This is a genomic window from Serratia sp. NGAS9 (assembly GCF_009905295.1).
Classification (GTDB): Bacteria; Pseudomonadota; Gammaproteobacteria; order Enterobacterales; family Enterobacteriaceae; genus Serratia; species Serratia bockelmannii.
On sequence record NZ_CP047605.1, the window covers coordinates 4,773,075 to 4,786,048 of the forward strand.

Below are 12,974 nucleotides of genomic sequence, written 5' to 3' on the forward strand. Positions count from 1 at the left end.
TTCCCCTCCAAAGCGTCGTCAGAGTAGCGGTTTTCCGCTACCATGCATCGCAAAGACAAAAACAGCGCGCGGTGCGCGTTCTGTTACCTTAATGATAATTTAACATACTCTGAACATACGGCGCTTTATGATTGTATTCTCCTCGCTACAAATCCGACGCGGCATCCGCGTCCTGCTGGACAACGCCACGGCGACGGTTAATCCAGGTCAGAAGGTCGGCCTGGTGGGCAAAAATGGCTGCGGCAAATCCACGCTGCTGTCGCTGCTGAAGGGCGAGATCGCGGCGGATGGCGGCAGCTTTACCTTCCCCGGCAACTGGGCGCTGGCCTGGGTCAACCAGGAGACGCCGGCGCTGGACGTGCCGGCGATCGAGTATGTTATCGACGGCGACCGCGAGTTTCGCCAGCTCGAAGCCGAACTGCAGGCCGCCAACGACCGCAACGACGGCAACGCCATCGCCACCCTGCACGGTAAGCTGGACGCCATCGACGCTTGGACCATCCGTTCCCGCGCCGCCAGCCTGCTGCACGGCCTCGGCTTCTCCAACGAACAGCTGCAAAGCCCGGTGCGCGACTTTTCCGGCGGCTGGCGCATGCGTCTCAACCTGGCGCAGGCGCTGGTGTGCCGTTCCGACCTGCTGCTGCTCGACGAACCGACCAACCACCTGGATCTCGATGCGGTGATCTGGCTGGAGCGCTGGCTGAAAAGCTACCCCGGCACGCTGGTGCTGATCTCGCATGACCGCGACTTTCTCGATCCGATTGTCGACAAGATCCTGCACATCGAACAGCAGACCCTGAACGAATACACCGGCAACTACTCGTCGTTCGAACGCCAGCGCGCCACCAAATTGGCGCAGCAACAGTCGCTGTATCAGCATCAGCAAGAAAAAGTGGCGCACCTGCAAAGTTATATCGACCGTTTTCGGGCGAAGGCCTCCAAAGCCAAGCAGGCGCAGAGCCGCATCAAGATGCTGGAGCGCATGGAGCTGATCGCCCCGGCGCACGTCGACAACCCGTTCACCTTCAGCTTCCGCCCGCCGGAAAGCCTGCCGAACCCGCTGCTGCGCATGGAAAAAGTCAGCGCCGGATATGGCGATAAAGTGATCTTGAAGTCAATCAAGCTGAACCTGGTACCCGGTTCACGCATTGGCCTGCTCGGCCGCAACGGCGCCGGTAAATCGACGTTGATCAAACTGCTGGCCGGCACCCTAGAACCGCTGAGCGGCGAGATCGGCCTGGCGAAAGGCATCAAGCTGGGTTACTTCGCCCAGCACCAGCTGGAATTCCTGCGCGCCGACGAATCGCCGTTGCAGCATCTGAGCCGCATCGCGCCACGGGTGCTGGAGCAGCAGCTGCGAGATTACCTGGGCGGTTTCGGGTTCCAGGGCGACAAGGTCAGCGAAGTGACCGAACGTTTCTCCGGCGGCGAGAAGGCGCGGCTGGTGCTGGCGCTGATCGTCTGGCAACGCCCGAACCTGCTGCTGCTCGATGAACCGACCAACCACCTAGATCTCGACATGCGTCAGGCGCTGACCGAGGCGCTGATCGATTTCGAAGGCGCGTTGGTGGTGGTCTCGCACGACCGTCACCTGCTGCGCTCCACCACCGACGATCTGTACTTGGTGCATGACGGCCAGGTCGAGCCTTTCGAGGGCGATCTCGACGACTACCAGCAGTGGCTTGTCGACCTGCAGCGCCAGGAAAACCAGCAGGATGCACCGGAAAAAGAGAGCGGCGGCAACAGCGCGCAGGCGCGCAAGGACCAAAAACGCCGCGAGGCGGAGTTCCGTACGCAGACCCAACCGCTGCGCAAGCAGATCGCCAAGCTGGAACAGCAGATGGAAAAACTGGGCGCCGAACTGGCGGCGGTGGAAGAGCAGTTGGCGGATCCCGCACTGTACGACATCAGCCGCAAGGCCGAACTGACCGACTACCTGCAAAAGCAAAGCCAGGCCAAATCCGCGCTCGAAGAGACGGAAATGACCTGGCTGGATGCACAGGAACAGCTGGAGCAGTTAACGCAGGCGTTCGAAGCCTAAGCCTCAGTCCTTGTAAAAAGGCCTATCCCCCAGAATGGTCGCGCGGTGCATGATGCGCCGCTGCGGCAGATAATCCGCGTTGGCGTAGTGCTGCGTCACGCGGTTATCCCAGATCGCCACGTCATTTTCCTGCCAGCGCCAGCGCACCTGAAACTCCGGTTTGGTGATGTGAGCAAACAGGAAGTTCAGTAAAGCGTCGCTCTCCTTCGGCGCCACATCCACGATCCGCGTGGTGAACCCTTCATTGACGAACAGCGCCTGCCGGCCGCTGACCGGATGAGTACGCACCACCGGATGCAGCAGCGGCGGATTTTTCTGCACCGCCAGTTGCCAACGCTGGTGTTCTTCTTCACTGCCGCGATGCTTGTACTCCGGGAACGACTTGGTGAAGTCATGTTCCGCGCGCAGCCCCGCGAGCAGCGTTCTGAACGGCGCCGACAGCGCCTCGTAGGCCGCGATGCCACTGGCCCACAGCGTATCGCCGCCGGTGGAAGGCAAGGTCTTGGCCGCCAGGATCGCCCCCAGCGGCGGGTTCTCGATAAAGGTCACGTCGGTGTGCCAGTTGTCGTTGTCCGGCGGGTTGTCGTCGTGGGTATCGAGCACGATGATCTCTTCCACGTCGGTGGCGTGCGGATAGACCGGATGGATGTGCAGATCGCCGAAGCGGCCGGCCAGATCGCGCTGCTGCAGCGGCGTGATCGGCTGGTTGCGGAAGAACAGCACCTGATGCTTGAGCAGCGCATGATAAAGCTGTTCAAACTGGCCATCGCCCAACGGCCGGGCCAACTCGACGTTTTCCACCAGCGCCCCGATGTAAGGCCCCAGCGGGGTGATATTCAGACGTTCGTTCATTGCTGTACTCCATGCCACGGGGTCAATCGGCGCTGCAGGGCGCGCAGCCCCAGCTCCAACCCAAATGCAATCACCGCAATCACGCCGATGCCGGCCAACACTACGTCGGTCGCCAAAAACTCACCGGCGGATTGCACCATAAATCCCAGGCCGCGCGTGGCGGCGATCAGTTCGGCGGCCACCAGCGTCGACCAGCCGACGCCCAGCCCGATGCGGATGCCGGTCAGGATCTCCGGCAGCGCGCTCGGCAGCACCACGAAACGCAGCACCTGCCAACGCGTGGCGCCCAGCGCGCGGGCGGCGCGCACCTGCACCTGCGCCACGCTGCGCACGCCGGCCACGGCGGAGAGCGTCACCGGCGCGAAAATCGCCAGATAAATCAACAAGATTTTCGAGGTCTCGCCGATGCCGAACCAAATTACCATCAGCGGTAAATACGCCAACGGCGGCACCGGACGATAGATCTCAATCAGCGGATCGAGGATGCCGCGCACCGTGTCGTTCAGCCCCATGGCGATGCCCACCGGAATGCCGACGATCACCGCCGCCAGCAGCGCCACCAAAATGCGCCCCAGGCTGGCCGCCAGATGCTGCCACAGCGTGGCGTCCATAAAGCCTTGCGGGCTGGCGATGGTGATCAGTTGATGCAGCACCTGCTGCGGCGCCGGCAGGAACAGCGGGCTGATCAGCTGCAGCGCCGTCACGCCCCACCAGACGATCAACACCGTCAACAGCGTGGCGCCGCTCAACCAAACGTTGCGCGGCACGCTGAAACGGCGCGCCGCTTTGCCCTGCGGCTGCGCCGCGGCCTTTAACGTGGAATGCAGGCTCATAGCAAGGCCTCGCGCTGTTGGAAAACTTTGCCCAGCACGTATTCGCGCTGCGCGATAAATTCAGGATCGGACTTAATCGAGCGGCAGGCTTCGCCGTCGGCATAGCGTTGGCCGAAGTTCAGCGACAATCGCTCTACCACCTGCCCCGGCCCCGGCGACAGCAGCAGCAGCTCGCTGGCGAGGAACACCGCCTCTTCGATATCGTGGGTGATCAGCAGCACCTGCTTGCCGGTATCGCGCCAAATAGTCAGCAACAGCTCCTGCATCTGCTCGCGAGTAAACGCGTCCAGCGCGCCGAACGGTTCATCCAGCAACAGCAGGCGCGGATCCGCGGCCAGGGCGCGGGCGATGCCGACGCGTTGGCGCATGCCGCCGGAAAGCTGCCAGATGAAATGCCGCTCGTAACCGGCCAGACCGACGCGCTGCAGCATCTGCTCCGCCACCTGGCGGCGCTGCGCCTTGCCGACGCCGGCCAGCTGCAGACCGAACTCGACGTTGTCCACCACGTTACGCCACGGCAGTAAACCCTCATGCTGGAACACCACGCCCCGTTCAGCGCCCGGGCCGTGAACGGGCGTTCCATCCAGCGTGATGCTGCCAGCTGAAGGCTCGATAAACCCGGCGATCAAATTCAGCAGCGTGGTCTTGCCGCAGCCCGATGGGCCGAGCACCACCACCAGTTGCCCGGCGGCGATCTGGAACGACACGTCACGCAGCGCGGGCCGCCCCTGATACTCTGCTGAAAGATGATTGACGTTTAGCATCCTGCTTCCTTACGACTGCGGCGCAGCCTGCACCTGTTTCACAAAACGGTCGGTGACGTAAGCGCTGTAGTCGCTGTCGACCTGCGGGATCTTGCCCTGCTGCTTGAGGAATTCGGCGGTATCGCGGATTGCCTTGTCCACCGGCTGGCCGAGCTGGGCAACCTGATCGGCCACCGGCAGATAACGGTTCCCCTTCACCAGTTCCGGCACCTGCGCTTCCGGTACGCCGCTCAAGCGCGCCAAGGTGCTAAGATGGCTCGGATCTTTCAGCCACTGTTCCGGCGCCGTCAGGTAGGCCTTTTGCGCCTGCAGGGCGCTGGCGGCAAAGGCGGTCACCACGTCGGGATGTTTCTCGGCGAAGTCTTTGCGCACCACCCACACGTCCAGCGTCGGTGAACCCCATTCGCCCACCTGCGCGGAGTCGGTCAGCACCTTGCCCTGTTTGGCCAGTTCGTTGACCACCGGCGCCCAGACGTAGGCGCCGTCGATGTCGCCGCGCTGCCAGGCGGCGGCGATGGCCGGCGGCTGCAGATTGAGGATCTTCACCTGTTCAGGCTTGATGCCCCAATGTTTGAGCGAGGCCAGCAGGCTGTAATGGGTGGTGGAGATAAACGGCACCGCAATGCGCTTGCCGATCAGATCCTGCGGGCTTTTGATGTCATTCTTCACCACCAGCGCTTCAGAACTGCCGAGCTGCGAGGCGATGAGGAACACTTCGATGGGGAGTTTTTGGCTGGCGGCCACCGCCAGCGGGCTGGAGCCGATATTGCCGATCTGCACGTCGCCGGAGGCCAGCGCACGCAGCACGCTGGAGCCGCTGTCGAACTTACGCCAGTCGACGGTCGCACCGGACTGTTTGGCGAAGCTGTTTTCCGCCTGCGCCACCTTGGCCGGTTCTGCCGACGTCTGGTACGCCACGGTCACGTCCACCGCGTAGGCACTGGCCGCGCTGAGCGACAACGCCAGCAGCGCCACGTTACGTAAGGAAAAGAGTTTGCCCGCCATGTTCCGCTCCGTTGATAAAAATCTGTTCAGTTGCTGACAGTTTTATCTGAGCGATGACGGGCGATAAAAGAATAAAAAAGTCTTCTTTATTACCTTGAGTAATATAACCGCAGATTACAGCGCGATACTTCCGTGCAGGAACACATGAGCATAGCCGCCGAGCAGCGTGCGATCCCCTTGCAGTTCGCAGAACAGTTCGCCGCCGCGTGCCGAGATCTGCTGCGCATGCAGCCGATGGCGGCCGAGGCGCGCCGTCCAGTAAGGCATCAACGTGCAATGCGCGGAGCCGGTCACCGGATCCTCGCCGCCGTCGAGCGTGAAATAGCGCGAAACGAAGTCCACGGTGTCACCCGGCGCGGTGACGATCACCGCGCGGCCGGCCAATGCGATCAGCGCCGGGATGTCCGGGCGCAGCGCGCGCACCTGCGCCTCATTTTCCACCACCACCAGCAGCGCTTTCGCCTGCCACACTTCCTGCGGCTGCACGCCCAGCAGCGCCGCGAGGCCCGCCGGTTCGGCGACTTTCTGCGGCGGCCTGGCGGGGAAATCAAGCACCAGCCGCTCCCCGTCCCGCTCATCGCGCTTGACGAACAGCTCGCCGCCGGCCGAACGGAAGCGAATATCCTTCAGCGCCGGGTTAACCGCGCTGAACATCACATGCGCCGCCGCCAGCGTGCCGTGGCCGCAAAGATCGACCTCACGCTCCGGGGTAAACCAGCGAATGGCGGTCATGTCGCCGTCATCCCAAACAAAGCTGGTTTCCGGCAGGCCGATCTCGTTGGCGATCGCCTGCAACCGCTCCGCCGGCAGCGGCTGCGTCAGCAGGCAAACCCCGGCCGGGTTGCCGCGCAGCCCTTTGCCGGTAAAAGCAACCACGTGATAATAATTTTCCGCCATCGTTCACTCCTTAATGCCAGATCAGTAACACACAGGCTGCGGTCAACAACCCCATGGAAACGTTGAAGATAACCCAGGCCTTTTTGCTGCGCAGCAGGCGGCCGATCAGGGTACCGAACGCCAGCCAGATAACGCCGGCGACGATGTTTACCGCCAAAATGCCCAGCGCGATCGCCGCGATGGAACCGTTGTACTTATCGCCCGCCAGGCTGAAGCTCGCCACCGCGCCCAGCGCCATCAGCCAGGCTTTCGGGTTGAGGAACTGCAGCAGCCAGCCCTGATACAGCCGCACCGGCTGCGGCGGCGCCACGTCGGTTTCCAGCTTTTCATAGGCGGCGGTGGCGACTTTCCACGCCAGCCACAGCAGGTACAAACTGCCGAGGATTTTCAGGATCAGGTGCAGCGACGGGTAAACCAGGATCAGGCTGCCGACGCCGAAGGCCACCAGCAGCAAAATGCTTTGCATGCCGAGCATGATGCCAATCATCAGCCACAGCGAACGCATAAAGCCGAAGTTAGCACCGGAGGTGGTCAGCAGCAGGTTATTGGGGCCTGGCGTGATGGCGGCGACCCACGGGAAGCCCAGCATCGAAAGGAATAAACTCGGTTCCATGGCACGGGTGCTCCTCACCCAAGGCGCTTTTTTGCAGTATCATTGTTAATTCTTGGTATTGAAGCTAACAGTGCGCTAGGGATCTCACAATAGCCGCCCACAACATTTTACTCAGCCTATGCCTAACACCTTTCGCCCCCTGACCGGGGCCAGTAACCCGCACCTGCAAACGCTGTTGCCGCGGCTGGTGCGCCGCCGCGTGTTATTGAAACCGCATTGGCAACGGCTGGAATTGCCCGACGGCGACTTCGTCGATCTTGCCTGGAGCGAGGATCCGGCGCAGGCGCGCGACAAACCGCGCGCGGTGCTGTTCCACGGCCTGGAAGGCAGCTTCTACAGCCCCTACGCGCATGGCCTGCTCAACGCCTGGCGTGAGCGCGGCTGGCTCGGCGTGGTGATGCACTTTCGCGGCTGCAGCGGCGTGCCCAACCGCAAACAGCGCATCTACCACTCCGGCGAAACCGAAGACGCGCGCTTCTTCCTGCGCTGGCTGCGCGACCGCTACGGCGAGGTGCCAACCGCGGCGGTAGGCGTTTCGCTCGGCGGCAACATGCTGGCCTGCTATCTGGCGCAGCAAGGCGCCGACAGCCTGCTGCAGGCGGCGGTGGTGGTCTCAGCGCCGCTGATGCTGGAACCCTGCGCCTACCGCATGGAGCAAGGCTTCTCCCGCGTCTATCAGCGCTATTTGCTGGGGCAACTGAAACAAAACGCCACCCGCAAACTGTTGCACTACCCGGACACCCTGCCGCTCAAGCTGTCACAGCTGAACGGTTTGCGGCGCATCCGCGAGTTCAACGACGCCATCACCTCGCGCATTCACGGCTTCAGCGACGCCACCGACTATTATCGCCGCTGCAGCGCTCTGCCGCTGTTGCCGGCGATCCAAACGCCGCTGCTGATCATCCATGCGAAGGACGATCCCTTCATGACCCATGAGGTGATCCCCGACGTCGCCGGCCTGCCGCGCAATATCGAATATCAGCTGACCGAGTTCGGCGGCCACGTCGGCTTCGTCGGCGGCACGCTGAAAAAACCGCACATGTGGCTGGAGCATCGCATTCCGGCCTGGCTTTCCCCTTATCTGGACATCCCGACGTGATCATTCCCTGGCAAGAACTGGCAACCGACACCCTGAACAGCCTGATCGAATCCTTTGTGCTGCGCGAAGGCACCGATTACGGCGAGCACGAACGATCGCTGGAACAGAAGGTGGAGGACGTGCGCCGCCAGCTGAAAAACGGCGAAGTGGTGCTGGTGTGGTCAGAACTGCATGAGAGCGTCAACATCATGCCGCGCGGCCAGTTCCGCGCCGGGCAGGAAGAAATTTAGTGGCGTTCGGTTCTATGACTGACGGAAAAAATCAGGTAACAATGGGACATTGCAAACCAGCGAGCGCCATTTTTTCCTGACATAGAGAGCGTCAACAAGAGCCACAATAATCCCCTGACGCCGGCGCATTCAACACGGAGTGACAACCACCATGTCTGCCAAACATCCCGTTATCGCGGTGACCGGTTCCAGCGGCGCCGGCACCACCACCACCAGCGTGGCGTTCCGCAAAATCTTCCAACAGCTCAACATTCGCGCCGCCGAACTGGAGGGCGACAGCTTCCACCGCTACACCCGGCCGGAAATGGACGCGGCGATCCGCAAGGCGCGCGATCTGGGCAGGCACATTAGCTATTTTGGCCCCGAGGCCAACGACTTCGGCCTGCTGCAGCAGAGCTTTATCGAGTACGGCAAAAACGGCACCGGCCGTTCGCGCAAGTACCTGCACACCTACGACGAAGCGGTGCCCTACAATCAGGTGCCGGGCACCTTCACCCCATGGGAGCCGCTGCCGGCGCCGACCGACGTGCTGTTCTACGAGGGGCTGCACGGCGGTGTGGTCACCGAACACCATGACGTGGCCAGCCACGTCGATCTGCTGGTCGGCGTGGTGCCGATCGTCAACCTGGAGTGGATCCAGAAGCTGATCCGCGATACCGGCGAGCGCGGCCACTCCCGCGAGGCGGTGATGGATTCGGTGGTGCGTTCGATGGAAGATTACATCAACTACATCACGCCGCAGTTCTCGCGCACCCACATCAACTTCCAGCGTGTGCCGACGGTGGACACTTCCAACCCGTTCGCCGCCAAAGCCATTCCCTCACTGGATGAAAGCTTCGTGGTGATCCACTTCCGCGGGCTGGATCAGATTGACTTCCCCTATTTGCTGGCGATGCTGCAGGGCTCGTTTATCTCGCACATCAATACGTTAGTGGTGCCGGGCGGCAAGATGGGGCTGGCGATGGAGCTGATCATGGCGCCGCTGGTGCAGCGATTGCTGGAAGGCAAGAAGATCGAATAAATGCGTTGAGCGCGGCGGCGGGCCGCGCTCCGTCTCGATTACGCCGGTTGGCGGATCTCGAAACTGTGGGTCACCGTGGCAGCCTTGTTGAGCATCAGCGCCACCGAGCAGTATTTCTCCGCCGACAGGTTCACCGCACGCTCTACGATTTTGTCGGTCAGATCCTGACCGGTGACGATGAAGTGCAGATTGATATGGGTGAACAACCGCGGGGCTTCTGCACGGCGCTCGGAGGTCAGCTTCACCTCGCAGTCGCGCACGTCGTTGCGCCCTTTTTGCAGGATGGACACCACGTCAATCGCGCTGCAGCCGCCCACCGACATCAGCACCATCTCCATCGGGCTCGGCGCTTTATCGCCGGCGTTGCCGTCCATCAGCACCTGGTGGCCGGAGGCCGATTCACCCAAAAACGTTAACCCTTCCACCCACTTAACTCTTGCCTGCATTCTGGTCACTCCGGTTAATTTCTTAAAATCAGAGTACGCTTTCGCATAGAAACAGGCAACGTAACCTGATGCTAATCATGCTGAAGCGAGACAACACGAGACACCCGCCTTACTCTGTGCTACAAACAGAGCCGCAATAAATCTTTCCGGGACACTGAATTTCAGGGAAACGCCCAGAGAAAGGCTCCTTTACCGGTATGTTAACAGAATGTAGCTTGCAGCGCTTACGGCAAGTTAATATGCTAGAGCGACAGCGTATTTTTATGACACGCCTCAAAACTTGCCGGTAGCCCTCGCTCATGACTGCGGCTACAGGCGGGTTTTACAGGGAACTCTGACCCCTGTGACACAAGGCAGCGATAACAACAGAGGATAACAGCGAATGGTTCTCGGCAAACCGCAAACAGACCCTACTCTCGAATGGTTCCTGTCTCATTGCCATATCCACAAATATCCATCGAAGAGTACGCTGATTCACCAAGGTGAAAAGGCCGAAACGCTTTACTACATCGTGAAAGGCTCCGTCGCGGTGCTGATCAAGGATGAAGAAGGTAAAGAGATGATCCTGTCCTACCTCAACCAGGGGGATTTCATCGGCGAGCTCGGATTGTTCGAAGAAGGCCAGGAGCGCAGCGCCTGGGTTCGCGCGAAAACCGCCTGTGAAGTGGCCGAAATTTCCTACAAGAAATTCCGCCAGCTGATCCAGGTGAACCCGGACATCCTGATGCGCCTGTCCGCCCAAATGGCGAGCCGCCTGCAGGTTACCTCCGAAAAAGTGGGCAACCTCGCCTTCCTGGACGTGACCGGCCGCATCGCGCAAACCCTGCTGAATCTGGCGAAGCAACCCGACGCCATGACTCACCCGGACGGCATGCAGATCAAGATCACCCGTCAGGAGATCGGCCAGATCGTCGGCTGCTCACGTGAAACCGTTGGCCGTATTCTGAAAATGCTGGAAGATCAAAACCTGATTTCCGCCCACGGCAAAACCATTGTCGTCTACGGCACCCGTTAATCCCTGAAGAAACGGCGCAATCTGCGCCGTTTTTTTGTCTGCTCTCTGCCATGTGGCGCCGTCTGATCTACCACCCGGAAATCAACTACGCACTGCGACAAACGCTGGTGTTGTGCCTGCCGGTGCTGTTTGGCTTGTTGATAGGCCAGCTGCAGCTCGGCCTGATGTTCTCTCTGGTGCCCGCCTGCTGCAATATCGCCGGTCTGGACACGCCGCATAAGCGCTTCTTTAAACGGCTGATCGTCGGCGGCTCGCTGTTCGCCTTCAGCAGCGTGCTGTTGCAACAGGCACTGCTGTGGCACGTGCCGCTGCCGGCGCTGATGCTGGGCCTGGCGATGCTGCTCGGCGTTACCGGCGAAATCAGCCCGCTGCACGCCCGGCTGTTGCCGGCGGCGCTGGTGGCCGCCATCTTCGCTCTCAGCACGGCCGGCACGGTGCCTGTCTGGCAGGCGCCGCTGCTGTACGCGATCGGCACCGTCTGGTACGGCTTATTCACCTGGTTCTGGTTCAGGCTGTGGAAAGAGCAGCCGATGCGCGAGACGCTGAGCCAGCTCTATCTGGAACTGGCGGACTACTTCGAAGCCAAATACTCCCTGCTGACTCAGCACACCGATCCGCAGACCGCGCTGCCGCCACTGCTGGTGCGCCAGCAAAAGGTGATGGATCTGATCAGCCTGCTGTACCAACAGCTTAATTTCCTGCCGCACGCCAACAACCTCGATCAAAAGCGACTGCAGCGCGCCTTTCAGGTGGCGATGGATCTGCAGGAGCACATCACCGTCAGCCTGCATCTGCCGGAGGAAGTGCAAAAACTGGTGGAGCAGAGCCAGGCCGAAGCGATCATTCGCCGCAACGCTCAGGTGATCGCCGGCCGGCTGCGCGTGGTGGCGCACGATATACTCTACCATCAACATTCGAAGCGCTTTTCCATGGCCCACGAGCTGGCGGCGCTGGAAAAAATGGCGGCGCAGCATCCCGATAACCCGGTCGGCCAGTTTTGTTATTACCACTTCAGCCGCATCGCCCGCCTGCTGCGCACCCAGCATCCGCTGTACCGCCGCGATCTGATGCCCGGCCAGCACCGCCTGCCGTTTTGGCCGGCGCTAGCCAGCTATCTGTCATTCAAATCTACCGCCCTGCGCAACGCCGCGCGGCTGGGGGTGACGCTGGCGGTCGGCAGCAGTCTGGGGGCGGTGTTCAACCTGCCGAAGCCTTACTGGATCCTGCTCACCATCATGCTGGTGAGCCAAAACGGGTATAACGCCACCCGGGTGCGTATTCAGCACCGTGCGCTGGGGACGATTGCCGGGCTGTTGCTGGCGGCCGGGCTGTTGCAGCTGCAGTTACCGGAAGGCGAAACGCTGAGCATCATGCTGATGATCACGCTGCTGGCCTACCTGGTTTCGCGCAAGAACTACGGGCTGTCGGTGATTGGCTTTACGGTCACGGCGGTTTACACCCTGCAGTTGCTGGCGCTGAACGGCTCGCATTTTTTGGTGCCGCGTCTGATTGATACGCTGATCGGCTGCGTGCTGGCGTTCGGCGGCACCATTTGGCTGTGGCCGCAGTGGCAAAGCGGGCTGCTGCGCAAGAATGCCCATCAGGCGCTGGAAAACGATCAAGCCGCGCTGCGGCTGATGCTGAAGCAACCGGAGCCGGACGCCACCGCGTTGGCCTATGCCCGCATGCAGGTCAACCAGGCGCACAATGCACTGTTCACTTCGCTCAATCAGGCGATGCAGGAACCGGGGTTCGCCTCGAACTATCTGGCGGACATGCGGCTGTGGGTCACTCACAGCCAGTTCATCGTCGAACACCTGAACGCCATGACCATCCTGGCGCGCGAGCACTACATGCTGACGCCAAAGCTGGCGGAAGCGTATCTGCAAACCTGTGAAATCGCGCTGCAAAGCTGCCAGCAGCGGTTGGAATACGACGGCCCGAGCAGTGACAACAGCGGCATCATGCAGCCGCCGGATCTGCATCCGGAGATGCCCGTTACCGAGATGGAGCGTCATTTGCGGCGCATTCTGTCGCACCTGAGCGTGATGCACACCATTTCGTCGCTGGCCTGGCGCCAACGCCCGCACCACGGCATTTGGCTCAAGCGCAAACTCCGCGATCAATAAGGGCGCGGCATGCCGCGCCCCGTTATTCG

At 61.3% G+C, this 12,974-nt stretch carries 13 protein-coding genes; 6 read left to right on the forward strand and 7 right to left on the reverse strand.

What is annotated here, in order from left to right; genetic code table 11:
- Positions 1–127: 127 nt before the first annotated feature.
- Positions 128–2,041, forward strand: a complete 1,914-nt coding sequence (locus GUC32_RS22710) for an ABC transporter ATP-binding protein (RefSeq protein WP_369435445.1) — start codon at positions 128–130, stop codon at positions 2,039–2,041.
- A gap of 3 nt (positions 2,042–2,044) precedes the next feature.
- Here GUC32_RS22710 and tauD read toward each other — a convergent pair whose 3' ends face one another.
- The 6 genes from tauD to GUC32_RS22740 all read right to left on the reverse strand — a co-directional run bounded on the left by tauD (position 2,045) and on the right by GUC32_RS22740 (position 7,005).
- A complete protein-coding gene (gene tauD / locus GUC32_RS22715; protein ID WP_043138862.1) occupies positions 2,045–2,893 on the reverse strand; it encodes a taurine dioxygenase in 849 nt (282 codons plus the stop codon).
- Positions 2,890–3,726 (reverse strand): taurine ABC transporter permease TauC, encoded by an 837-nt coding sequence (gene tauC, locus GUC32_RS22720; RefSeq protein WP_369435446.1) that lies wholly within the window; start codon positions 3,724–3,726, stop codon positions 2,890–2,892. The genes tauD and tauC overlap by 4 nt, the downstream gene beginning before the upstream one ends.
- Positions 3,723–4,490, reverse strand: coding sequence for a taurine ABC transporter ATP-binding subunit (gene tauB, locus GUC32_RS22725; RefSeq protein ID WP_025304511.1), 768 nt, complete (start codon positions 4,488–4,490; stop codon positions 3,723–3,725). The genes tauC and tauB overlap by 4 nt, the downstream gene beginning before the upstream one ends.
- Before the next feature lie 9 nt (positions 4,491–4,499).
- Complete coding sequence (gene tauA / locus GUC32_RS22730; protein ID WP_025304512.1) at positions 4,500–5,495, reverse strand: taurine ABC transporter substrate-binding protein; 996 nt, start codon at positions 5,493–5,495, stop codon at positions 4,500–4,502.
- 114 nt (positions 5,496–5,609) lie between these two features.
- Complete coding sequence (locus GUC32_RS22735) at positions 5,610–6,392, reverse strand: PhzF family phenazine biosynthesis protein (protein ID WP_025304513.1); 783 nt, start codon at positions 6,390–6,392, stop codon at positions 5,610–5,612.
- 10 nt (positions 6,393–6,402) lie between these two features.
- Positions 6,403–7,005, reverse strand: a complete 603-nt coding sequence (locus GUC32_RS22740) for a LysE family translocator (RefSeq protein WP_369435447.1) — start codon at positions 7,003–7,005, stop codon at positions 6,403–6,405.
- Positions 7,006–7,123: 118 nt separating this feature from the next.
- Here GUC32_RS22740 and GUC32_RS22745 point away from each other — a divergent pair, with 118 nt between their 5' ends.
- The 3 genes from GUC32_RS22745 (at position 7,124) to GUC32_RS22755 (ending at position 9,355) form a co-directional block, all read left to right on the forward strand.
- Positions 7,124–8,104: a hydrolase gene (locus tag GUC32_RS22745; RefSeq protein WP_369435448.1), complete on the forward strand. Its 981-nt coding sequence runs from the start codon at positions 7,124–7,126 to the stop codon at positions 8,102–8,104.
- Positions 8,101–8,334 (forward strand): YheU family protein, encoded by a 234-nt coding sequence (locus tag GUC32_RS22750; protein WP_004930376.1) that lies wholly within the window; start codon positions 8,101–8,103, stop codon positions 8,332–8,334. The genes GUC32_RS22745 and GUC32_RS22750 overlap by 4 nt, the downstream gene beginning before the upstream one ends.
- Before the next feature lie 151 nt (positions 8,335–8,485).
- Positions 8,486–9,355: a phosphoribulokinase gene (locus GUC32_RS22755; protein ID WP_025304516.1), complete on the forward strand. Its 870-nt coding sequence runs from the start codon at positions 8,486–8,488 to the stop codon at positions 9,353–9,355.
- 38 nt (positions 9,356–9,393) lie between these two features.
- On the opposite strand, the gene GUC32_RS22760 is transcribed toward GUC32_RS22755, so the two are convergent.
- Positions 9,394–9,801, reverse strand: coding sequence for an OsmC family protein (locus GUC32_RS22760; protein WP_025304517.1), 408 nt, complete (start codon positions 9,799–9,801; stop codon positions 9,394–9,396).
- Between the two features lie 382 nt (positions 9,802–10,183).
- On the opposite strand from GUC32_RS22760, the gene crp reads away from it, so the two are divergent.
- On the forward strand, positions 10,184–10,816 hold the full coding sequence (gene crp / locus GUC32_RS22765; protein ID WP_004090925.1) for a cAMP-activated global transcriptional regulator CRP: 633 nt from the start codon (positions 10,184–10,186) through the stop codon (positions 10,814–10,816).
- A 50-nt stretch (positions 10,817–10,866) separates the two neighbouring features.
- Positions 10,867–12,945: a YccS/YhfK family putative transporter gene (locus GUC32_RS22770; protein WP_369435449.1), complete on the forward strand. Its 2,079-nt coding sequence runs from the start codon at positions 10,867–10,869 to the stop codon at positions 12,943–12,945.
- Positions 12,946–12,974: the final 29 nt, after the last annotated feature.

Excerpts from the sequence above, each read along its gene's own strand:
- GUC32_RS22710 (WP_369435445.1), top strand. The coding sequence starts at position 128 with ATGATTGTATTCTCCTCGCTACAAATCCGACGCGGCATCCGCGTCCTG.
- tauA (WP_025304512.1), bottom strand. The coding sequence starts at position 5,495 with ATGGCGGGCAAACTCTTTTCCTTACGTAACGTGGCGCTGCTGGCGTTG.
- GUC32_RS22755 (WP_025304516.1), top strand. The coding sequence starts at position 8,486 with ATGTCTGCCAAACATCCCGTTATCGCGGTGACCGGTTCCAGCGGCGCC.
- tauB (WP_025304511.1), bottom strand. The coding sequence starts at position 4,490 with ATGCTAAACGTCAATCATCTTTCAGCAGAGTATCAGGGGCGGCCCGCG.
- tauD (WP_043138862.1), bottom strand. The coding sequence starts at position 2,893 with ATGAACGAACGTCTGAATATCACCCCGCTGGGGCCTTACATCGGGGCG.
- GUC32_RS22770 (WP_369435449.1), top strand. The coding sequence starts at position 10,867 with ATGTGGCGCCGTCTGATCTACCACCCGGAAATCAACTACGCACTGCGA.
- tauC (WP_369435446.1), bottom strand. The coding sequence starts at position 3,726 with ATGAGCCTGCATTCCACGTTAAAGGCCGCGGCGCAGCCGCAGGGCAAA.
- GUC32_RS22735 (WP_025304513.1), bottom strand. The coding sequence starts at position 6,392 with ATGGCGGAAAATTATTATCACGTGGTTGCTTTTACCGGCAAAGGGCTG.
- GUC32_RS22745 (WP_369435448.1), top strand. The coding sequence starts at position 7,124 with ATGCCTAACACCTTTCGCCCCCTGACCGGGGCCAGTAACCCGCACCTG.
- GUC32_RS22760 (WP_025304517.1), bottom strand. The coding sequence starts at position 9,801 with ATGCAGGCAAGAGTTAAGTGGGTGGAAGGGTTAACGTTTTTGGGTGAA.
- crp (WP_004090925.1), top strand. The coding sequence starts at position 10,184 with ATGGTTCTCGGCAAACCGCAAACAGACCCTACTCTCGAATGGTTCCTG.
- GUC32_RS22740 (WP_369435447.1), bottom strand. The coding sequence starts at position 7,005 with ATGGAACCGAGTTTATTCCTTTCGATGCTGGGCTTCCCGTGGGTCGCC.